General features: G+C 73.5%; 20 protein-coding genes. 8 read left to right on the top strand and 12 right to left on the bottom strand.

Annotation, left to right across the window (positions count from 1 at the left end):
- The first annotated feature begins 108 nt into the window (after window positions 1–108).
- Both ACI1MP_RS23430 and ACI1MP_RS23435 read left to right on the top strand, forming a co-directional pair.
- Window positions 109–927, top strand: a complete 819-nt coding sequence (locus ACI1MP_RS23430; RefSeq protein WP_100587270.1) for a SigE family RNA polymerase sigma factor — start codon at window positions 109–111, stop codon at window positions 925–927.
- Window positions 928–1,112: 185 nt separating this feature from the next.
- Window positions 1,113–1,586: a DUF6328 family protein gene (locus tag ACI1MP_RS23435; RefSeq protein ID WP_404869402.1), complete on the top strand. Its 474-nt coding sequence runs from the start codon at window positions 1,113–1,115 to the stop codon at window positions 1,584–1,586.
- 7 nt (window positions 1,587–1,593) lie between these two features.
- Here ACI1MP_RS23435 and pth read toward each other — a convergent pair whose 3' ends face one another.
- The 5 genes from pth to deoC form a co-directional block, all read right to left on the bottom strand.
- A complete protein-coding gene (pth, locus tag ACI1MP_RS23440) occupies window positions 1,594–2,169 on the bottom strand; it encodes an aminoacyl-tRNA hydrolase (protein WP_404869403.1) in 576 nt (191 codons plus the stop codon).
- Between the two features lie 20 nt (window positions 2,170–2,189).
- Window positions 2,190–2,825, bottom strand: a complete 636-nt coding sequence (locus ACI1MP_RS23445; protein ID WP_100587273.1) for an ATP-binding protein — start codon at window positions 2,823–2,825, stop codon at window positions 2,190–2,192.
- 192 nt (window positions 2,826–3,017) lie between these two features.
- Entirely contained in the window at window positions 3,018–3,920 is a 903-nt protein-coding gene (locus tag ACI1MP_RS23450) for an aldehyde dehydrogenase family protein (protein WP_189277711.1), read from the bottom strand.
- Window positions 3,913–5,415 (bottom strand): aldehyde dehydrogenase family protein, encoded by a 1,503-nt coding sequence (locus tag ACI1MP_RS23455; protein ID WP_380342618.1) that lies wholly within the window; start codon window positions 5,413–5,415, stop codon window positions 3,913–3,915. Before ACI1MP_RS23455 ends, ACI1MP_RS23450 begins: the two co-directional genes overlap by 8 nt.
- 2 nt (window positions 5,416–5,417) lie before the next feature.
- Complete coding sequence (deoC, locus tag ACI1MP_RS23460; protein WP_100587275.1) at window positions 5,418–6,404, bottom strand: deoxyribose-phosphate aldolase; 987 nt, start codon at window positions 6,402–6,404, stop codon at window positions 5,418–5,420.
- A gap of 275 nt (window positions 6,405–6,679) precedes the next feature.
- Here deoC and ACI1MP_RS23465 point away from each other — a divergent pair, with 275 nt between their 5' ends.
- Window positions 6,680–7,267, top strand: a complete 588-nt coding sequence (locus tag ACI1MP_RS23465) for a TetR family transcriptional regulator (RefSeq protein WP_380342622.1) — start codon at window positions 6,680–6,682, stop codon at window positions 7,265–7,267.
- A gap of 4 nt (window positions 7,268–7,271) precedes the next feature.
- On the opposite strand, the gene metG is transcribed toward ACI1MP_RS23465, so the two are convergent.
- From metG to ACI1MP_RS23485, 4 genes are all read right to left on the bottom strand, one after another.
- Window positions 7,272–8,981: a methionine--tRNA ligase gene (gene metG / locus ACI1MP_RS23470; protein WP_380342625.1), complete on the bottom strand. Its 1,710-nt coding sequence runs from the start codon at window positions 8,979–8,981 to the stop codon at window positions 7,272–7,274.
- Window positions 8,982–9,166: 185 nt separating this feature from the next.
- Window positions 9,167–10,366 carry a hypothetical protein gene (locus tag ACI1MP_RS23475; RefSeq protein ID WP_404869404.1) on the bottom strand — a complete coding sequence of 400 codons (1,200 nt, stop codon included), beginning with the start codon at window positions 10,364–10,366 and terminating at the stop codon, window positions 9,167–9,169.
- A gap of 23 nt (window positions 10,367–10,389) precedes the next feature.
- Window positions 10,390–10,746, bottom strand: a complete 357-nt coding sequence (locus tag ACI1MP_RS23480; protein ID WP_380342631.1) for a hypothetical protein — start codon at window positions 10,744–10,746, stop codon at window positions 10,390–10,392.
- Window positions 10,733–11,239 (bottom strand): SigE family RNA polymerase sigma factor, encoded by a 507-nt coding sequence (locus ACI1MP_RS23485; RefSeq protein WP_363471652.1) that lies wholly within the window; start codon window positions 11,237–11,239, stop codon window positions 10,733–10,735. The genes ACI1MP_RS23480 and ACI1MP_RS23485 overlap by 14 nt, the downstream gene beginning before the upstream one ends.
- Before the next feature lie 140 nt (window positions 11,240–11,379).
- Here ACI1MP_RS23485 and ACI1MP_RS23490 point away from each other — a divergent pair, with 140 nt between their 5' ends.
- From ACI1MP_RS23490 to ACI1MP_RS23500, 3 genes are all read left to right on the top strand, one after another.
- Complete coding sequence (locus tag ACI1MP_RS23490) at window positions 11,380–12,132, top strand: ABC transporter ATP-binding protein (protein WP_404869405.1); 753 nt, start codon at window positions 11,380–11,382, stop codon at window positions 12,130–12,132.
- Window positions 12,129–12,872, top strand: a complete 744-nt coding sequence (locus tag ACI1MP_RS23495; protein ID WP_100587281.1) for an ABC transporter permease — start codon at window positions 12,129–12,131, stop codon at window positions 12,870–12,872. Before ACI1MP_RS23490 ends, ACI1MP_RS23495 begins: the two co-directional genes overlap by 4 nt.
- 91 nt (window positions 12,873–12,963) lie before the next feature.
- On the top strand, window positions 12,964–13,632 hold the full coding sequence (locus ACI1MP_RS23500) for a PH domain-containing protein (protein WP_380342637.1): 669 nt from the start codon (window positions 12,964–12,966) through the stop codon (window positions 13,630–13,632).
- A gap of 57 nt (window positions 13,633–13,689) precedes the next feature.
- On the opposite strand, the gene ACI1MP_RS23505 is transcribed toward ACI1MP_RS23500, so the two are convergent.
- The 3 genes from ACI1MP_RS23505 to ACI1MP_RS23515 form a co-directional block, all read right to left on the bottom strand.
- Window positions 13,690–15,387, bottom strand: coding sequence for a phospho-sugar mutase (locus tag ACI1MP_RS23505; RefSeq protein ID WP_404869406.1), 1,698 nt, complete (start codon window positions 15,385–15,387; stop codon window positions 13,690–13,692).
- A gap of 154 nt (window positions 15,388–15,541) precedes the next feature.
- The gene (locus tag ACI1MP_RS23510; RefSeq protein ID WP_189277692.1) at window positions 15,542–16,372 is read right to left on the bottom strand and encodes a purine-nucleoside phosphorylase; all 831 of its coding nucleotides are present in this window, start codon (window positions 16,370–16,372) and stop codon (window positions 15,542–15,544) included.
- Between the two features lie 156 nt (window positions 16,373–16,528).
- Window positions 16,529–16,966 carry a gamma-glutamylcyclotransferase gene (locus tag ACI1MP_RS23515; RefSeq protein WP_100587284.1) on the bottom strand — a complete coding sequence of 146 codons (438 nt, stop codon included), beginning with the start codon at window positions 16,964–16,966 and terminating at the stop codon, window positions 16,529–16,531.
- 142 nt (window positions 16,967–17,108) lie between these two features.
- Between ACI1MP_RS23515 and ACI1MP_RS23520 the strand changes: the two genes are divergently transcribed.
- Window positions 17,109–18,563, top strand: coding sequence for an NAD(P)H-quinone dehydrogenase (locus ACI1MP_RS23520; RefSeq protein WP_100587285.1), 1,455 nt, complete (start codon window positions 17,109–17,111; stop codon window positions 18,561–18,563).
- A 198-nt stretch (window positions 18,564–18,761) separates the two neighbouring features.
- Window positions 18,762–19,679 carry a DeoR/GlpR family DNA-binding transcription regulator gene (locus tag ACI1MP_RS23525; RefSeq protein WP_380342703.1) on the top strand — a complete coding sequence of 306 codons (918 nt, stop codon included), beginning with the start codon at window positions 18,762–18,764 and terminating at the stop codon, window positions 19,677–19,679.
- Window positions 19,680–19,762: the final 83 nt, after the last annotated feature.

The following is a 19,762-nucleotide window of genomic DNA, read 5'->3' on the forward strand; positions in this document are numbered from 1 at the left end:
CCATGACGAGCGCCCGGCAGGATTTTCCTTGTCGCCGCAACAGACACCGGGCCCGGCCCGGAGCGGCGACGAGCAAGGAACCGCTCGTACCGACCATGGGGGTGCCCGATGACCGCAACGCTGACGACCCGAAACGCCGGGCCGCGTGCAGCCGTGCTGGGCACCAACCGGCCGCGTCACGAGGAGGAGAGCGCCGGCGCCGTCGTCGTACGGGGGTGCACGCACAGCGCCGGAACCCGCCGCCCGGTCGTGGGGACCAGGAGCGGGGACACCACCCACGGCCGGCTGGGGAGCCAGGCCGCGGGCCGGATGCTGCGGCTCGCGCCGCAGACCTTCCGGGGGGAGCAGGCCGACCAGGGAGGCGCGCAGGGCGAGCAGCCGGCCGCCGCGACGGACGAGGCACGCGACATCGCCGAGTTCACCGCGTACGTGCGTGAGCGCCGCGCCTCCCTGTACGCCACCGCCTACCACCTGACCGGCGACCGCCACGAGGCCGAGGACCTGCTGCAGTCCGCGCTGTTCTCCACCTACCGCGCGTGGGGCCGGATCACCGACAAGGCCGCGGTCGGCGGTTACCTCCGCCGCACCATGACCAACCTGCACATCTCGGCCTGGCGCCGCCGCAAGGTCAACGAGTACCCGACCGAGGAACTCCCCGAGCACGCCGGCGACACCGACGCCATGGGCGGCACCGAACTGCGCACCGTGCTCTGGCAGGCGCTCGCCAAGCTGCCCGAGAACCAGCGGACCATGCTCGTGCTGCGCTACTACGAGGGCCGCACCGACCCGGAGATCGCCGACATCCTCGGCATCAGCGTCGGCACCGTGAAGAGCTCCATCTGGCGCGCGCTGCGCCGGATGCGCGAGGACGAGCAGCTCAACCGCTCCGGCGACACCGTGCACGCCTTCGGCGAGCTGGTCGCCTGAGCGACACGACTCCCGTCGGGGGACGGGTGGTGGGGGAAGGTGGTGGACGACGGCGGACCGCTCTGGGGGGAGCGTCCGCCGGGGGCCGTCCGGCACCGCAGGCGAAGGCGGGCCCCGGTGCGGGGGAGAAAGCACCGGGGCCCGCCTCCGTCGTCTCCCGGCCCGCCGACCGCCACAATGAGCGGATGGACGACCCCGTGGCGGAATCCCCGCAGGCCCGCGCCGACCGGCGGCTGGTCGAGATGCTCCAGGAACTGCGGGTGCTGCAGACCGGCGTGCAGATCGTCTTCGCGTTCCTGCTCGGCGTCGCCTTCACCCCGCGGTTCGCCGAACTCGACGACGCCCGGCAGGACCTGTACGTGGTGGTGCTGCTGCTCACGGTGGTCGCCGCCGCCGTGCTCGCCACGCCCGTCGCCCTGCACCGCGGCCTGTTCCGGCACCCCAAGCGGACCAGGATCGTCAAGGTCTCCGCCCGGATCGCCCAGGTCGGCCTGGTCCTGCTGGCGATGGCGCTCAGCGGCGCCGTCCTGCTGGTCCTCGCCGTGGTCCTCGGCTTCCCCGCGGCCATTCCGATCACCGCGGTGATCGCGCTGCTGTTCGGCGGCCTCTGGTTCCTGCTGCCCTGGCTGGTCCGCCGCGGCGTGCCCGACGAGGGCTGACCCGCCGTCAGTGCGCGTCGGCGGTGTGCAGCACGTCCTGGGCGCGGTTCAGGCCGCGCAGCACGAACGCCTCGACGGCGTCCGCACAGCGGTCCAGCAGCTCCGGCATCCGCTGCTGCTCCTGCTCGGAGAAGCGGTCCACCACGAAGTCGCTCACCCTGACGCCCTTCGGCGGTCGGCCCACGCCCACCCGCAGCCGCGCGTAGTCGGCGGTGCCCAGCGCCGTGTGCACCGAACGGGTGCCGTTGTGGCCGCCCGGGCCTCCGCCGCGCTTCAACCGGGCCGCGCCGAACGGGAAGTCCAGGTCGTCCTGGATCACCAGCAGCCGCTCCACCGGCACCTGGTGACGGCGCAGCAGCGCCGCGACCGGGCGTCCCGACAGGTTGATCGACCACTGCGGCTCGGCCAGCAGCACGGTGCGGCCGTCGAGGGCGAACGAGGCGGTGCGGGTGGTCACCCCGCGCCAGCGGGCGCCGTGGCGCTCGGCCAGCCGGTCCGCCACCAGGAAGCCCGCGTTGTGCCGCGTCCCCGCGTACCGGCGGGTCGGATTGCCCAGCCCGGCCACCAGCCAGCGCTCGTCCACTGCGACGTCCCCCTTGTGTCTCAGACCAGTTCGGCGGGCAGTTGGCGGGCCACCGCGGCGATCCGGCGGCCGGCCTCGACGCCCGAGCAGGCGTACGAGCCCAGTTCGACCTGGCGGGCGACGATGCCGCGCTCGGCGTGCATCAGGCGCAGGCCGCGGCGCAGCAGGTAGGGGATCGACTTGCGGCCCTCGCGGACGTCCCGGCGGAAGCGCCGCCAGGCCGTGGTGGACGGCTTGTTGCGCAGGCACAGGGCGTCGCCGAGCAGGCCCTCGGCCTGGCAGCGGCGGACCAGCTCGGCCGCGAAGATGCCCTCCGCGACGAACGCCGCCGCGCCGTCCAGCTCCAGCGTGCGGCTGCCGGAGCGGCCGTTCGCGGGGATCGAGTACACCGGCACCTCGGCCTGCCCGTCGAAGGCGAGCGTCCGGATCGCCGCCAGCGCCTGCTCGCCGTGCCAGGAGTCCGGCGAGTCCCAGTCCGGCCCGCCGCCGTCCGGCAGCTGCGGCAGCGTCGGGTCGTCGCCGTCCTTGTAGAAGTCGTCGAGCTGGAGCACCGGCAGGCCGCTGCGCTCGGCCAGCGAGGACTTCCCCGACCCCGAGGGGCCCGACAGCAGGATGACGCGGGATATCGGTCGGCGGTTCAGCGGGGAGTCACTCACGAGATACCAGTCTGACGCATCCGACGGGCTGGTCGTAACCCGCCGGTCGGCCCCGATTCGAGTGCGAGGGCATGAGGACGGGCCCGCACCAGGGGGGGGAGAAGTGCGGGCCCGTCGCGGCCGCCCGGGCCCCCGGGGGGGTAGGGGCGCTGAGGACGGCCGGTCTGTGTGGAGTTGGCCGGTCGGGCCGGGCTAGATGCCCATCGGGTGCCAGACCGTCTTGGTCTCCAGGAAGGAGAGCAGTCGCCCGGTGCCGGGGGAGGCCGTCCAGTCCACGGCGGACGGGTCGGCGGCCGGTCGGACCACTCGCTTCAATGTATCCGCCGCCGACGCCTCCAGGGCGGCCGCCGCGCCGGGTCCTTCCAGGTCGATCGCCCCGGCCAGGTCGAGGGCGTTGACGTCCTGGTGGGAGGCCAGCGTGGGGGCGATGTCCGCGGTGCGGCCGGAGATCAGGTTGACCACGCCGCCCGGCACGTCGGAGGTGGCGAGCACCTCGCCCAGCGACAGCGCCGGCAGCGGGGCCTGCTCGGCCGCAGCCACCACCACGGTGTTGCCGGTGGCGATCGCCGGAGCGACCACCGACACCAGGCCGAGCAGCGAGAAGCCGTGACCGGTGCGCGGCGCGACCACGCCGACCACGCCGGTCGGCTCCGGGGTGGACAGGTTGAAGAACGGACCGGCCACCGGGTTGGCGCCGCCCGCGATCTGCGCGACCTTGTCGGTCCAGCCCGCGTACCAGACCCAGCGGTCGATCGCCGCGTCCACCAGTGCCGCCGCCTTCTTGGCGCCCAGCCCCTCGGCGGCCGCCACCTCGGCGGTGAACTGCTCGCGGCGGCCCTGCAGCATCTCCGCGACCCGGTACAGCACCTGGCCGCGGTTGTACGCGGTGGTGCCCGACCAGCCCTTCACGGCCGCGCGGGCCGCCAGCACGGCGTCCCGGGTGTCCTTGCGGGTGCCCAGCGGGGCGTTGGCCAGCCACTGGTCCTTCGTGTCGGTCACCTCGTACACCCGCCCGCTCTCCGAGCGCGGGAACTTCCCGCCGACGTACAGCTTGTAGGTCTTGAAGACCTCGATCCGCATGGCAGTCTCAGACATCGAGGGCCTCGACATTCAGGTAGGGCTCCAGACCGTGGCGGCCGCCCTCGCGGCCGTAACCGGACTCCTTGTACCCGCCGAACGGCGAGGTCGGGTCGAACTTGTTGAAGGTGTTCGCCCACACCACGCCCGCGCGGAGCCGGTTCGCCATCCACAGGATGCGCGAGCCCTTCTCCGTCCAGATGCCCGCGGACAGGCCGAACGGGGTGTTGTTGGCCTTCTCCACGGCCTCGGCCGGGGTGCGGAAGGTCAGCACCGACAGCACCGGCCCGAAGATCTCCTCGCGGGCGATCCGGTGCGCCTGCGAGACGCCGGTGAACAGGGTGGGGCGGAACCAGTAGCCCGCGCCGGGCAGTTCGCACTCCGGCGCCCAGCGCTCGGCGCCCTCCTGCTCGCCCGCGGCGGCCAACTCGGTGATCCGGGCCAGCTGCGCGGCCGAGTTGATCGCGCCGATGTCGGTGTTCTTGTCCAGCGGGTCGCCGACCCGCAGGGTGCCCATCCGGCGCTTCAGCGCGTCCAGCAGCTCGTCCTGGATCGACTCCTGCACCAGCAGGCGGCTGCCCGCGCAGCACACGTGGCCCTGGTTGAAGAAGATGCCGTTGACGATGCCCTCGACGGCCTGGTCCAGCGGCGCGTCGTCGAACACGATGTTCGCGGCCTTGCCGCCGAGCTCCAGCGAGAGCTTCTTGCGGGTGCCGGCGATCTGCTTGGCGATCGCCCGGCCGACCGGGGTGGAGCCGGTGAAGGCGACCTTGTTCACGTCCGGGTGCGCGGTCAGCGCGGCACCGGTGCGGCCGTCACCGGTGACGATGTTCACCACGCCGTCCGGCAGGCCCGCCTGGCGGCAGATCTCGGCGAACCGCAGAGCCGTCAGCGGGGTGGTCTCGGCGGGCTTCAGCACCACCGTGTTGCCGGTGGCCAGCGCCGGGGCGACCTTCCACGCCAGCATCAGCAGTGGGAAGTTCCACGGGATCACCTGCGCGGCGACGCCCAGCGGGCGCGGGTTCGGCCCGAAGCCGGCGAAGTCGAGCTTGTCGGCCCAGCCCGCGTAGTAGAAGAAGTGCGCGGCGACCAGCGGCAGGTCGACGTCGCGGGTCTCCCGGATCGGCTTGCCGTTGTCGATCGACTCCAGGACGGCCAGCTCGCGGCTGCGCTCCTGGACGATCCGGGCGATCCGGAACAGGTACTTGGCGCGCTCGCTGCCCGGCAGCGACGACCAGTCGGCGAACGCCTTCCGGGCGGCCGCCACCGCACGGTCCACGTCCTCCTCGGTGCCCTGCGCGAACTCCGCCAGCACCTGCTCGGTCGCCGGGTTGACGGTCTTCAGCGCCTCCGAGCCGGAGGAGTCGACGAACCGGCCGCCGATGAAGTGGCCGTAGGACGTCGCGATCTCGCCCGCGGCGGCGGGGGACTCGGGCGCGGGGGCGTACTCGAACAGGCCGGAGGCCTTCGCGGGCTGCACGGGCTGCGCGGTCTTCTTGTCGGTCTTCGCCATGGTCAGTCCACCGTCACGTAGTCGGGACCGGAGTACCGGCCGGTGCGCAGCTTCTGGCGCTGCATCAGCAGGTCGTTCAGCAGGCTGGACGCGCCGAACCGGAACCAGTGCGGGCTCAGCCAGTCGTCGCCCAGCGTCTCGTTCACCATCACCAGGTACTTCATCGCGTCCTTGGTGGTGCGGATGCCGCCGGCCGGCTTCACGCCGACCTGCGTGCCGGTGGCCGCGCGGAAGTCCCGCACCGCCTCCAGCATCAGCAGCGTCACCGGGGGAGTGGCGTTCACCGCGACCTTGCCGGTGGACGTCTTGATGAAGTCCGCGCCCGCGATCATCGCCAGCCAGGACGCGCGGCGGACGTTGTCGTACGTCTGCAGCTCACCGGTCTCGAAGATCACCTTCAGGTGGGCGGAGCTGCCGTCGGGACGCCTGCACGCCTCCTTGACGGCGCGGATCTCCTCGAAGACCTCCAGGTAGCGGCCGGAGAGGAACGCGCCCCGGTCGATCACCATGTCGATCTCGTCGGCGCCCGCGGCGACCGCCTCCGCGGTGTCCGCCAGCTTCACCGGCATCCCGGCCCGGCCGGACGGGAACGCGGTGGCCACCGACGCCACCTGGATGTCGCTGCCGCGCAGCGCGGTCTTCGCGGTTTCGACCATGTCCGGATACACGCAGATCGCCGCGACCTGCGGAGCGGTGCGGTCGGTCGGGTCCGGGTTCAGGCCCTTCGCGCACAGCGAGCGGACCTTGCCGACCGTGTCCGCGCCCTCCAGCGTGGTCAGGTCGATCATCGAGATGGCGAGGTCGATGGCGAAGGCCTTGGCGGTGGTCTTGATCGACCGGGTGCCGAGAGTCGCTGCGCGCGCCTCCAGGCCCACCTGGTCGACCCCGGGCAGGCCGTGCAGGAAGCGGCGCAAGGTGGCCTCGGACGCCGCGACGTCCGCGAGGCCGCCGCCCGTGGCGCCGGGGGCGTTGGCTGCAAGAGTGGACATAGTCACCAGGGCAGCATATCTACGCGCGTAGGCGAATGGTAGGCGGGGCGTGCATTCAGGGGCCCGGGGAACGGCGGGGTCGAGGCTGCGGGTGGTCGGGGACAGCGGAGGGTCGTGTTGCTGGCGGTGAAAGACAGGAACCAAAAACGGCGGAACGCACAGCGCCCTGTTGATCATCCGCAGACATGCCCTCGCCGTTCTCCCCCAGCCCTGGCGGGCCGGGAGGTGCCCCCACGAGCACCTGTCGGGGCTCCCTGGTGGTGCACCATTTGAGGGTGAGTGAAGCGAAAGCAAGGGGCCGGCGGCCCGGGGGTGAGGACACCCGGGGGGCGGTGCTGGTGGCGGCGCGGGCCGAATTCGCGGCGCGCGGGTACCAGAAGGCCGGCATGCGGGCGATCGCTCGGGCGGCGGGGGTGGATGCGGCGTTGCTGCACCACTACTTCGGGAGCAAGGACCGGCTGTTCATGGCCGCGTTGGAGTTTCCGTTCGAGCCGCGCGCCGTGGTCGAGAAGGTCTTCGAGGGCGACCCGGCGTCAGCCGGCGAGCGGGTGGCGGCGTTCGTGCTGGAGTTGTGGGAGCAGCCGCCGGTGCGCGAGCGGTTGCTCGCGCTGGTGCGGACGGCGGCCGCCAGCGAGGAGGTGGCGGCGCTGATGCGGTCGTTCATGGTGACCGAGCTGGTCGACCGGGTGGCGGCCCGACTGGACGTCGAGCAGCCGGAGTTGCGGGTGGAGCTGGTGATGTCGCAGATCGTCGGCCTGGCGGTGGCCCGGTACGTGATCGCGGTGGAGCCGCTCGCCTCGGCACCCCCGGAGGTGCTGGCCCCGTTGCTGGGGCGCACCGTCCAGGGGTACCTGACGGGCTGACGGGTCAGGCCTGGCCGCCGCCGAAGCGCTCGGTCCAGGCGGCGAGGTCCTCGTCGGTGATCTTGGCGAACAGCACCGGCGGCACGGTGAAGCCGGTGCCGGCCGGGACCAGCGAGAGCGCCCGGGCCTCGTCGGCGGAGATCCAGGTGCGGGTGTCGCCGTCGAGCGCGAAGGACTCGCGGACGGTGCGGGCCGCGGTCGGGATGAACGGCTCGGAGACCACCGAGTAGAGGTGGATCAGGTTGATCGCGGTGCGCAGGGTGCGGGCCGCGGCCTCCGGGTCGGTCTTGATCTGCGTCCACGGCGCGGTGACGTCGAGGTAGGAGTTGCCGGCCGACCAGAGCGCGCGCAGCGCCTGTGCGGCCTTGCGGAAGTTGAGCGCGTCCAGCTGGGCCTCGTACTCGGCGAGCAGGTCGGCGATCTGCGCGCCGAGCGCGATCTCGGTCTCGCTGTTCTCGGCGCCGGCCGGGACCTCGTCGCCGAAGCGCTTGCGGCTGAAGGACAGCACGCGGTTGACGAAGTTGCCGAGGGTGTCGGCGAGGTCCTTGTTGACGGTGGCCGCGAACAGGTCCCAGGTGAAGCTGGAGTCGTCGGACTCGGGGGCGCTCGCCATCAGGTAGTAGCGCCAGTAGTCGGCGGGGAGCAGTTCGAGCGCGACGTCGGTGAAGATGCCGAGCTTCTGGCTGGTGGAGAACTTGCCGCCGTAGTACGTCAGCCAGTTGAAGGCCTTGACGTAGTCGACCTTCTTCCAGGGCTTGCGCGAGCCGAGGATGGTGGCGGGGAACATCACCGTGTGGAACGGGACGTTGTCCTTGGCCATGAACTCGGTGTAGCGGACGGTGTCGTCGGCCTCGTACCACCAGGAGCGCCAGTCGCCGCCGGTCGCGTCGGCCCACTCCTTGGTGGCGCCGATGTACTCGATCGGGGCGTCGAACCAGACGTAGAAGACCTTGCCCTCGGCGGCCAGCTCGGGCCACACGTCGGCGGGGACGGGGACGCCCCACTCCAGGTCGCGGGTGATGGCGCGGTCCTGCAGGCCCTCGGTGAGCCACTTGCGGGCGATCGAGGAGGCGAGCACCGGCCAGCTGTCGCCGTTCGCGTCGATCCAGGCCTCGACCTCGTCGGTGAGCTTGGACTGGAGCAGGAACAGGTGCTTGGTCTCCCGGACCTCCAGCTCGGAGCTGCCGCTGATCGCCGAGCGCGGCTCCAGCAGGTCGGTCGGGTCGAGCACGCGGGTGCAGCTCTCGCACTGGTCGCCGCGGGCCTTGTCATAGCCGCAGTGCGGGCAGGTGCCGACGATGTAGCGGTCGGGCAGGAAGCGGCCGTCGGCGATCGAGTAGACCTGGCGGATCGCCCGCTCCTCGATGAAGCCGTTGGCGTGCAGCTCGCGGGCGATCTCCTGGGTGATCTCCCGGTTCTGCGGCGAGGACGAGCGGCCGAACCAGTCGAAGGACAGCTGGAAGCCGTCGTAGATGGCCTTCTGCTGGTCGTGCGCCCGGGCGCAGAACTCGGCGACCGGCAGCCCGGCCTCCTGGGCGGCCAGCTCGGCCGGGGTGCCGTGCTCGTCGGTGGCGCAGATGTACAGCACCTCGTGGCCGCGCTGGCGCAGGTAGCGGGAGTACACGTCCGCCGGGAGCATCGACCCGACCATGTTGCCCAGGTGCTTGATCCCGTTGATGTAGGGAAGCGCGCTGGTGATCAACTGCCGAGTCATCCTGGGGAACTCCGATGCTCTCCGGCGGGCACGCGGCGGTGCCCGCGAGCGGGTGTCGAGGGCCGGTCCGCGACGCGTTCTCAGCGGCCGCCCGGCCGCCGCAATCGTACCGAACCGGCCCGCTGTCGCCGCACCGCTTATTGCGGGGCTGTCAAGCCCCGCGACGGGGGCGACCCGACGACGGGTCAGATCGCGTAGCGCCAGGCGGTGAGCAGGTACGCGCCGTACCAGCAGCCGAACAGGGCGGCGCCGGCGAGGACGGCGATCCGGGTGCCGCGGCGGGCCCGGGCGAGGGCGCCGGCGGCGGGGAGCAGGAAGAGCAGCGCGGGGGCCAGCAGGCGCGGCTTGCAGTGGTAGTAGTTGCTCTGCGCCAGGGTCAGCACCACCACCGTCGCGCCGTAGACCAGCAGCGGCGGCCAGGTGGTGCGGCGGACGGCCAGGGCGGTGCCGAGCAGGTGGGCGAGGATCAGGACGGCGATCGAGACCGGGACCCAGCCCTCGCCGGTCTGCAGGGTGCGGGTCAGGAACTCCCACAGCGAGGCGCCCCAGTCCCAGTGGGTGTCCCAGCCGGCCCGCTGGACGGCGAACCAGGCGTCGGCGTCGCCCAGCCGGTCGGCGACCCACCACAGGTACAGCGGGGTGCTGGTGCAGGCCAGCGCGGTGGCGGCGAGCGGGCCGGGGAGCAGGCGGCGCTCGCGGCGCAGTTCCAGCAGGGCGGCGACGGCGAGCGCGGCGACCACGGCGAGGCCGGCCGGGCGGGTCAGCCCGGCGAGGAAGGCGAACAGGCCGGCGGTGGGCCAGGCGCGGCGGTGCGCGGCGAGCAGCGCGGCGGCGGCGGTGGCCAGCAGCAGCGACTCGCTGTAGGCCATGAAGAACACCAGGGACATCGGCTGCGCGGCGGCCAGCAGCACCAGGACCACGGTGGCGGTCCGCCGGGTGTACAGCCGGCCCACCAGCCGGTGGATCGTCACCAGGGCGGCCAGCAGGGCGAGTTGGGCGGTGACGATGCCGGAGACGGACCAGCTCAGGCCGGTCGCCGCGTGCACGAGGCGGACCAGGATCGGGAACAGCGGGAAGAAGGCCAGGTCGTTGCCGGTCAGCTCGCCCTCGGGCGTGTAGCTGTAGGCGTCGGGGTAGCCGGCGGAGGCTATCTCCAGGAAGTGCCGCCCGTCCCAGGCGGTCAGCCGGTCGGTCAGCGTGGTGCCGGGCCGGGTGATCATCGCGGCCAGCAGCGTCAGGTGCAGGACCAGCGCGCCCGCGTACACCGCCAGGGCCGGGCCGGCCGCGTGCCACAGCCGGGCCAGTGGCTCCGGGAGCGCGGGTGCGGGGCGCGGGGACGGCGGGGCGGTGGGCGTCGGGCGGTCGGTCAGGGCGGTGGTCGGCATCGGGGGTCCTGGTCGGTCGGGGATCAGGGCTGCGGGTGGGTGGTGCTGGCGATCGGCCGCGACGGCGGGGGCGAGATGGCGGCGTCGTAGGGCGGGGTGCGGGTCGGGCTCGGGGCGAGGGTGGCGGACGGGGTGGGCGTCCGGACGGTCGCCGGGGCGTCGGCCGGTCCGACGGGACGGGGCGGGCGGTCGGGGGCGAGCGTGACGCCGACGGTGATCGCCAGGCAGGCGGTGACGGTCAGGGTCGCGCCGACCCGGACCCGGCGGCGCCGGCGGCCGCGGGCGGCGATCTGCCGGGCGGGCGGGGCGAAGGTGCGGGCGGAGGCGGCGTCGGCGGCTGTCCGCAGCGCGGCCGCCAGTCTCGGGTCAGGGGAGTGCATCGATGTTCTCCTCGGCCTCGGAGGGGGTGTCGAGGTGCTGGGCGAGGGCGGCCCGGGCCCGGGACAGGTGGGCCTTGACGGTGCCGGGGGCCATGCCGGTCTCGTCGGCGATCCGGTCCAGCGGCAGGTCGCAGACGTAGAACAGGGCGGCGCACAGGCGCTGGCGTTCGGACAGGCGGCGCAGCGCGGCGGCCAGGTCGACGGTGCCCGGGTCGGGCCCGGCCACGTCGGCGGGTTCGCCGTGCCGCCGCCAGGCCCGGGCGGCGGTGCGGGCCCGCCGCCAGCGGCTGATCGCCAGGCGGCCCGCGACGGTGCGCACCCAGGCTTCGGGCGCGTGGTCGCGGTCGAGGGAGCGGCGGTGGCCCCAGGCGCGGACGAAGGCCTCCTGGACCACGTCCTGCGCCTCGTGGAGGTCGCCGGTGACGAGGTACAGCTGGCCGGTGAGCCGGCGGACCGAGTGGCTGTAGAAGTCGGTGAACTCCTCCTCGGTCATCGGTCGGCTCCTTGCAGGTCGGTTGCTTACCTGTCGCTACGAACGGGAGCGGTCGTCGGGTTGACGTGGGTGACGCAGCTCACGGCGAGGGGTGTCGGCGGCCTTGACGGGCTTCGCCGCCCGGGCACAGAATTCATCGCATGATGAATTACTCGGCGGGGTCGGCGGACGACCCCGCGATCCGGATCACCGGACTCGTCGTGCGGCGCGGCGGCGCCACCGTGCTGCCCGGCCTCGACCTGGACGTCCCCCGCGGCACCGTCACCGGCCTGCTCGGCCCCAGCGGCTGCGGCAAGACCACCCTGCTGCGCGCCGTCGTCGGCGTGCAGCGCACCGCCGCCGGCACCGTCACCGTGCTCGGCAGCCCGGCCGGCAGCGCCGCCCTGCGCGACCGGGTCGGCTACGTCACCCAGGCGCCCTCCGTCTACGGCGACCTGACGGTCGGCGAGAACCTCGACTACTTCGCCGCCGTCCTCGGCGCCCCGCGCACCGACCCCGACCGGGTGATCGAACAGGTCGGCCTGGACGCCCACCGCCGCACCCCCGTCGCCCGGCTCTCCGGCGGCCAGCGCGCCCGGGTCTCGCTCGCCGCCGCCCTGCTCGGCCGGCCCGAACTGCTGATCCTCGACGAACCCACGGTCGGCCTCGACCCGGTGCTGCGCCGCGACCTCTGGCAGCTGTTCGCCGACCTCGCCCGGGCCGGCGCCACCCTGCTGGTCTCCAGCCACGTGATGGACGAGGCCACCCGCTGCGACCGCCTGCTGCTGATGCGCGACGGCCGGCTGCTCGCCCACGACACCCCCGCCGCGCTGCTCGCCGCCACCGGCGCGAGCGACGTCGAGAGCGCCTTCCTCACCCTCGTGCAGCAACACCCGCAGGAGACCGCCCGATGAGCGCCGCCGCCCGCCGCACCCTGGCCACCGCCCGCCGCGTCCTCGCCCAGCTGCGCCACGACCCGCGCACCGTCGCCATGCTGCTGGCCGTGCCCTGCCTGCTGCTGGTGCTGCTCAAGTACATGTACGACCGGCAGCCCGGCACCTTCGACCGGATCGGCCCCGAGCTGCTCGGCGTCTTCCCGCTGATGGTGATGTTCCTGGTCACCTCGGTGGCGATGCTGCGCGAACGCACCACCGGCACCCTGGAGCGGCTGCTCACCATGCCGCTCGGCCGGCTCGACCTGCTGCTCGGCTACGCCCTCGCGTTCGGCCTGGTCGCCCTGGTGCAGGCCGCGCTGGCCTCCGCCCTCACCATCGGCCTGCTCGGCCTCCAGGTGGCCGGACCCACCTGGCTGGTGTTCGCCGTCGCGCTCGCCGACGGACTGCTCGGCATGGCCCTCGGCCTGCTGGTCTCCGCGTTCGCCGCCACCGAGTTCCAGGCCGTCCAGTTCCTGCCCGCCGTGCTGCTGCCGCAGCTGCTGCTGTGCGGACTGTTCGTGCCCCGCGCAGACATGGCCCCCGCCCTGCGGGTGATCTCCGACGTGCTGCCGCTCTCCTACGCCGTCGACGCGATGGGCCGGATCACCGCGCGGAGCGGCGTCGACGGACAGGTGGTGGCCGACCTCGCGGTGGTGGCCGGCAGCGCGCTGCTCGCCCTCGCCCTCGGCGCGGCCACGCTGCGCCGCCGCACCGCCTGAACGCCCCAGGTCACGGGACGGATCATTCGTGACCGTCCCGTGCCCCCGCTGCCATTGGGGACGGCCCCGACCCTGGGGCAGAATCGACGCCATGACCGAATCCGACCGGACACCCGACCAGGGGTCCGCCGCCGACGGGCCCAAGTACGCCGACCGCGTCCACCGCTCCGTCCCCGGCGTCATCGCGGGCGTCATGCTGCTCGGAGTCGCCGGCTGGCTGATCATCGACGCCGTCGTCTCCGGCACCGGCGCCACCCCGTGGGTCGCGCTCGCCGCCGCGCCCGTCTTCGTCTTCCCGGTGGCCGCCTACACGCTGCGGCCCGTGGTGAAGTCCAACGACCAGCGGCTGCTGGTCCGCAACCCGCTGCGCACCGTGGTCGTGCCGTGGGCCAGTGTGGAGGGGCTGAGGGCCGGCTATTCGGTCGAACTCTTCGCCGGCGGACGCAAGTTCCAGGTCTGGGCGGTTCCGGTCTCGATCCGCCAGCGCAAGAAGGCCACCCGCCGCGCGGCCAGGGCCGCCGCCCAGGGCGACCCGGCGCTGCCCAAGGCCCGCACCAGGCAGACGTCCGCGCGCCCCGACCAGCTCGACCCGACCCGCGCCTGGTCCGACGCGGTGGTCGCCTCCCTCCAGGAGCAGGCCGAGCGCTACGCCCGCAACCCCGGCGCCTCCGGCGAGGTCCGGGCCACCTGGTGCTGGTGGGTGATCGCCCCCACCCTGGCGGGCCTGGTCGCCCTGGTCTCGGTCGTCGCCGCGACCTGACGACGGCACACAGAGGGCCCCGGGATTCCTCCCGGGGCCCTTTTCCGTCGCCGGGGGTCAGACGAGGCCGGCGGCGGCCGCCAGGTCCTGCTTGAGGGCGGTCAGCAGGGCGTGGGCCTGTTCGCGGGCGGCGGGGAGGTCCTCCCGGGCGGCGACCGGGAGGACGGCCTCCAGGTAGCACTTGAGCTTGGGTTCGGTGCCGGACGGGCGGACCACGATCCGGGCGGAGCCGACCGCGGGGCCGGTGAGGTAGTAGCGCAGGCCGTCGGTCGGCGGCAGCTCGGGCGTGCCGGCGGTGAGGTCGTCGGCGCGGGCGACGGCGAGGCCGGCCAGTTCGACGGGGGGCTTGTCGCGCAGGGTGCGCATCGCCTCGGCGATGACGGAGAGGTCGTCGACGCGGACCGAGAGCTGGTCGGTGGCGTGCAGGCCGTGCGCGAGGGCGAGGTCGTCCAGCAGGTCGGCGAGGGTGCGGCCGTCGCGCTTCAGGCCGGCGGCGAGCTCGGCCATCTGCAGGGCGGCGGTGATGCCGTCCTTGTCGCGCACGCCGTCCGGGTCGACGCAGTAGCCGAGCGCCTCCTCGTAGCCGTAGCGGATGCCCGCGGCGCGGGAGATCCACTTGAAGCCGGTGAGGGTTTCCGCGTAGCCGAGGCCGGCCGCGGCGGCGATCTTCCCGAGCAGGGTCGAGGAGACGACGGTGGTGGCGAAGACACCGCTCGCGCCCTTGGCGGCGAGGGCCGCGCCGAGCAGCGCGCCGACCTCGTCGCCGCGCAGCATCCGCCAGTCGCCGTCGGCGGTGGGGACGGCGACGGCGCAGCGGTCCGCGTCCGGGTCGTTGGCGATCACCAGGTCGGGGCGGGCGGCGCGGGCGGTGGCGAAGGCCAGGTCCATCGCGCCGGGCTCTTCCGGGTTGGGGAAGGCGACGGTCGGGAAGTCCGGGTCGGGCTCGGCCTGTTCGGCGACCACGGTCGGCGCGGGGAAGCCGGCCCGCTCGAACGCGGCCAGCAGCACGTCGCGGCCGACGCCGTGCAACGGGGTGTAGACGGTGGTCAGTCCGCGCGGCCCGTCGGCGTCCAGGACGGCGGCGGCCCGGTCGAGGTAGGCGTCCAGGACGTCCTCGCCGAGCACCTCCCAGCCCTCGGTGGCGCGCGGGACGTCGGCGAGGGCGCCGAGCGCGTCGATCTCGGCGGCGATCTCGGCGTCGGCGGGCGGCACGATCTGCGAGCCGTCGCCCAGGTAGACCTTGTAGCCGTTGTCCTGCGGCGGGTTGTGGCTGGCGGTGACGACCACGCCGGCCGCCGCGCCCAGGTGCCGGATGGCGTACGCGAGCACGGGGGTGGGCAGCGGCCGGGGCAGCAGCGCGGCGCGCAGGCCGGCGCCGACCACCACGGCGGCGGTGTCGCGGGCGAAGTCGTACGACTTGTGCCGGGCGTCGTAGCCGATCACCACCAGGTCGCCCAGCTCGGGGTGCTTGCGGACGTACCCGGCGAGGCCGGCGGCGGCGCGGATCACCACGGCGCGGTTCATCCGCATCGGGCCGGCGCCGAGTTCGCCGCGCAGGCCGGCGGTGCCGAACTGGAGCCGGCCGGAGAACCGTTCGGCCAGCCGCGACCAGGCGATCCGCTCCTCGGCCTCGACCTCGGGGCCCTCGGCGGCGGCCAGCAGCGCGGACAGCTCCTCCCGGGTCTGCGGGTCGGGGTCCTCGGCCAGCCAGGCACGGGCCCGGTCGAGGAGGTCGTTGGTGGGTGCCTTCGGCATGCGGCCCGCTCCCTGTACGTGGATGGACGGAGTGTGGGTACTGCGGCGGAGGGAGCGACGGCGGCCACCGAACCCGTCGATGGCCGCCGTCGTCCTGCGCCGATTCTCGGTCAGAGGTGCTGAGCTGCCCGGGAGTCGCCTCCCGGGCGGGGTGTCAGATGCGCTCCAGGACCTTCGCCAGCAGGGCGCCCATCCGTTCGGCGGAGGCCTTGCCGGCCTCCAGCACCTCGGCGTGGTTGAGCGGCTCGCCGGTGATGCCCGCGGCCAGGTTGGTGACCAGCGAGATGCCGAGCACCTCGGCGCCGGCCTCGCGGGCGGCGATGGCCTCCAGGGTGGTGGACATGCCGACCAGCTCGCCGCCGAGCACCCGGGCCATGTTGACCTCGGCCGGGGTCTCGTAGTGCGGGCCGCGGAACTGCACGTACACGGCCTCGTCCAGCGACGGGTCGACCTCGCGGCACAGCGCGCGCAGGCGCTTGGAGTACAGGTCGGTGAGGTCGACGAAGTTGGCGCCGACGATCGGGGAGTCCGCGGTCAGGTTGATGTGGTCGCTGATCAGCACCGGCTGACCGGGCGTCCAGCCCTGGCGCAGGCCGCCGCAGCCGTTGGTCAGCACGATGGTGCTGCAGCCCGCCGCGGCGGCGGTGCGCACGCCGTGCACCACGGTGGCCACGCCGTGGCCCTCGTAGTAGTGGTTGCGGCCGAGGAACACCAGCGCCCGGCGGTCGCCGTCGCCGGGCATGCGCACCGAGCGGATGGTGCCGGCGTGGCCCGCCACCGCGGGGGCGGGGAAGCCGGGCAGGTCGGTGACCGGGAACTCGGCGAGCGTCTCACCGAGGGCGTCGGCGGCCGGCACCCAGCCGGAGCCCATCACCAGGGCGACGTCGTGGCGCTCGGCGCCGGTGAGTTCGCGCAGCCGGTCGGCGGCTTCCCGGGCGGCGGCGTAGGGGTCGGCGGAGACGACCGTCTGAGGAGATGCGTTCACATGGTCGAGGATAGGTCAAATCTGCCTACGCGCGTAGACAACGGGGCCGAGCCATGCCGGATCGTTACCGGAATGCACGGAACGCCGCCATTCGTCCCCGCCGGGGCTGACGGGGACGCGGCCGAACTCCCGTCCGCCGCAGGCGCGGACGCGCCGTCAGCAGGGGCGGTGGCGCAGGTCCAGCACGTAGTCGTCGGGGGCGCCGGCGCTCTCCGCGGCGTCCGCGATCAGGCCGAGGTAGCGGGCCGCGGGCAGGCCGCCCTCGTAGTCGTTCAGCACGTACGTCCACACCGCGACTTCACCGTCCAGGGTCTGCGCGCGCAGCTTCACCTTGCGGTAGATGCCGAGCTGCACGCCCTCCCAGCGGTCCAGGCCGTCCTCGTCCATCGGGGCGACGTCGTAGAGCGAGACGAAGACCTGCTCCTTCTCGTCCTCCACCACGGTGGCCAGCGAGCCCTCCCAGCCCAGCTGCTCGCCGCCGAAGGTCAGCCGCCAGCCGGGCAGCCAGCCGGAGCCGCGCAGCGGGGAGTGCGGGGCACGCCGGCTCATCTGCCGGGCGTCGAGGTTGGTGGCGTAGGCGGCATAGAGCGACATGTGCGTCAGCCTACGGGAGCGGCCCGCCCGCAGCCCCCGACCGGGCCTGCCCGCGGACCCCGCCCCTACCGGCGCCCCCGGGCCGGGAGCAAGGGTCGACAACAACGGCCCCGGCGTGGAATCCGTTCCGGCGTGCGGGACAATGGAGCACGTGACTCGGATCGTGATCATCGGTGGCGGACCAGGCGGATACGAGGCGGCCCTCGTGGCCGCCCAGCTCGGCGCGGAGGTGACCGTCGTCGATCGCGACGGTCTGGGCGGATCGGCGGTGCTGACGGACTGCGTGCCGTCCAAGACGCTGATCGCCACCGCCGAGGTGATGACTACCTTCGACAGCTCCTACGAGGAACTCGGCATCCTGGTCGCGGACGGCACGCCGGACGCCGCCGACCCGGCCCGGGTGGTCGGAGTGGACCTCGGCAAGGTGAACCGACGGGTGAAGCGGCTGGCGATCGCCCAGTCGCACGACATCACCCAGGCCGTGACCCGGGCCGGCGTCACCGTGCTGCGCGGCCGCGGCCGGCTCGGCAGCAGCGGGCAGGCCATCGACGGCTCCCGCGAGGTGCTGGTCGACCACACCGACGGCCGGGTCGAGTCGCTGCGCGCCGACGCGGTGCTGATCGCCACCGGCGTGCGCCCGCGCGAACTCCCCGACGCCCAGCCGGACGGCGAGCGGATCCTGGCCTGGACGCAGGTGTACGACCTGGAGGAGCTGCCGCGCGAGCTGATCGTGGTCGGCTCCGGCGTCACCGGCGCCGAGTTCGCCGGCGCCTACCAGGCGCTCGGCTCGAACGTCACGCTGGTCTCCTCGCGCGACCGGGTGCTGCCGGGCGAGGACCCGGACGCCGCCGAGGTGCTGGAGGACGTGTTCCGCCGCCGCGGCATGAACGTGATGGGCCGCAGCCGCGCCGAGAGCGTCAAGCGGATCGGGGACCGGGTGGAGGTCACGCTGGCCGACGGCAAGGTGATCACCGGCACGCACTGTCTGATGGCGGTCGGCTCCATCCCCAACACCGCGGACCTGGGCCTGGAGGAGGCCGGCGTCGCGGTCAACGACTGGGGCCAGATCAAGGTGGACCGGGTCTCCCGCACCTCCGCCCCCGGCGTGTACGCGGCCGGCGACTGCACCGGCGTGTTCATGCTGGCCTCGGTGGCCGCCATGCAGGGCCGGATCGCGATGTACCACGCGCTCGGCGACGCGGTGCAGCCGCTGAACCTGAAGACCGTGGCGTCCAACGTGTTCACCGACCCGGAGATCGCCACCGTCGGCTACACCCACGCCGACGTGTCCTGCGGAAAGATGGACGCGGTCGAGATCAAGCTCCCGCTGCGCGGCAACCCGCGGGCCAAGATGCAGGGCATCCGGGACGGCTTCGTGAAGCTGTTCGCCCGCCCGGGCACCGGCATCGTGGTGGGCGGCGTGGTGGTCGCGCCGCGCGCCTCCGAACTGATCCACTCCATCTCGATCGCGGTGGACAACAACCTGACGGTCGAGCAGGTGGCCAACACCTTCACCGTCTACCCGTCGCTGTCCGGCTCCACCGCCGAGGCCGCCCGCCAGCTGCACATCCGCAAGCGCGAGGGCGCCGGTTCCTGACGTTCCACCGGCTCGTTCGGGCCGAGCCGGGCGCACGCCGCCCGGCTCACCCGCCCGGCGGAGCGCGCATTGTACGGTCGTGCGCCGCTCTTGGGTGAGCAAATCCGGTTACCAGGTGCAAACGCCTGAAAGCAGACGGTCACTCGGGTTACCGTCGGTTCTGTGTTTGCTGCAGAACGTCGCCAGTTGATCCTCGAGATGGTGCGCGCCAACGGAGCCGTGTCGCTCCGAGAGCTGGCCCGCGTCGTCCAGACCTCCGAAGTCACCGTCCGCCGGGACGTCCGGGCGCTGGAGGCCGAAGGGCTGCTCGACCGCCGCCACGGCGGCGCGGTGCTCCCCGGCGGCTTCAGCCGGGAGCCCGGCTATCCGCAGAAAACCCATCTCGCCGCGGCCGAGAAGAGCGCCATCGCCGATCTCGCCGCGGGCCTGGTCGAGGAGGGCGACGCCATCGTGGTCGGCGCCGGCACCACCACCCAGGAGCTGGCCCGCCGACTCGCCCGGGTGCCCGGGCTGACGGTGGTCACCAACTCGCTGCTGGTCGCCCAGGCGCTGGCGCACGCCAACCGGGTCGAGGTGGTGATGACGGGCGGCACCCTGCGCGGCTCCAACTACGCGCTGGTCGGCAGTGGCGCCGAGCAGTCGCTGGCCGGGCTGCGGGTCACCAAGGCCTTCATCTCCGGCAGCGGGCTGACCGCCGAACGCGGCCTTTCCACCGCCAACATGCTCTCCGCCAGCGTCGACCGGGCCCTGGTGCAGTCCGCCAACGAGGTGATCGTCCTCGCCGACCACACCAAGCTCGGCGCGGACAGCATGTTCCAGACCGTCGCCACCGATGCCATCACCCGGCTGGTCACCGACGAGCACACCGCGGCGGAGGACCCGACCGCCCGCGAACTCGACGCGCTCGCCGACTGCGGGGTGCAGATCTCGGTCGCCGCGCTCGGCCTGCCCGCCGAGGCGCCGGCGGTGCACCCGCAGCCGTCCGCCGCACCGCCCCGCCGCCCCGTCCCGCCGGCCGGGCTCGCCGCCCCCGGCACCCCGCTCCCCGGCCAGCGCCGCCCCGCCCCGCACGGCGGCCTGCCGATCCCCGCGCGGCTCGCCGAGCGGATCCGCTGACCGCTTCCGGCCCGGCGGTCCCTGCCCTCTGGCAGGCCGGCCGGGCCCGCTTGTAGCGTCTGCGCCCATGGACGCATCGAACG

The sequence above is a fragment of the Kitasatospora griseola genome (assembly GCF_044999035.1).
GTDB classification, from domain to species: Bacteria; Actinomycetota; Actinomycetes; order Streptomycetales; family Streptomycetaceae; genus Kitasatospora; species Kitasatospora griseola.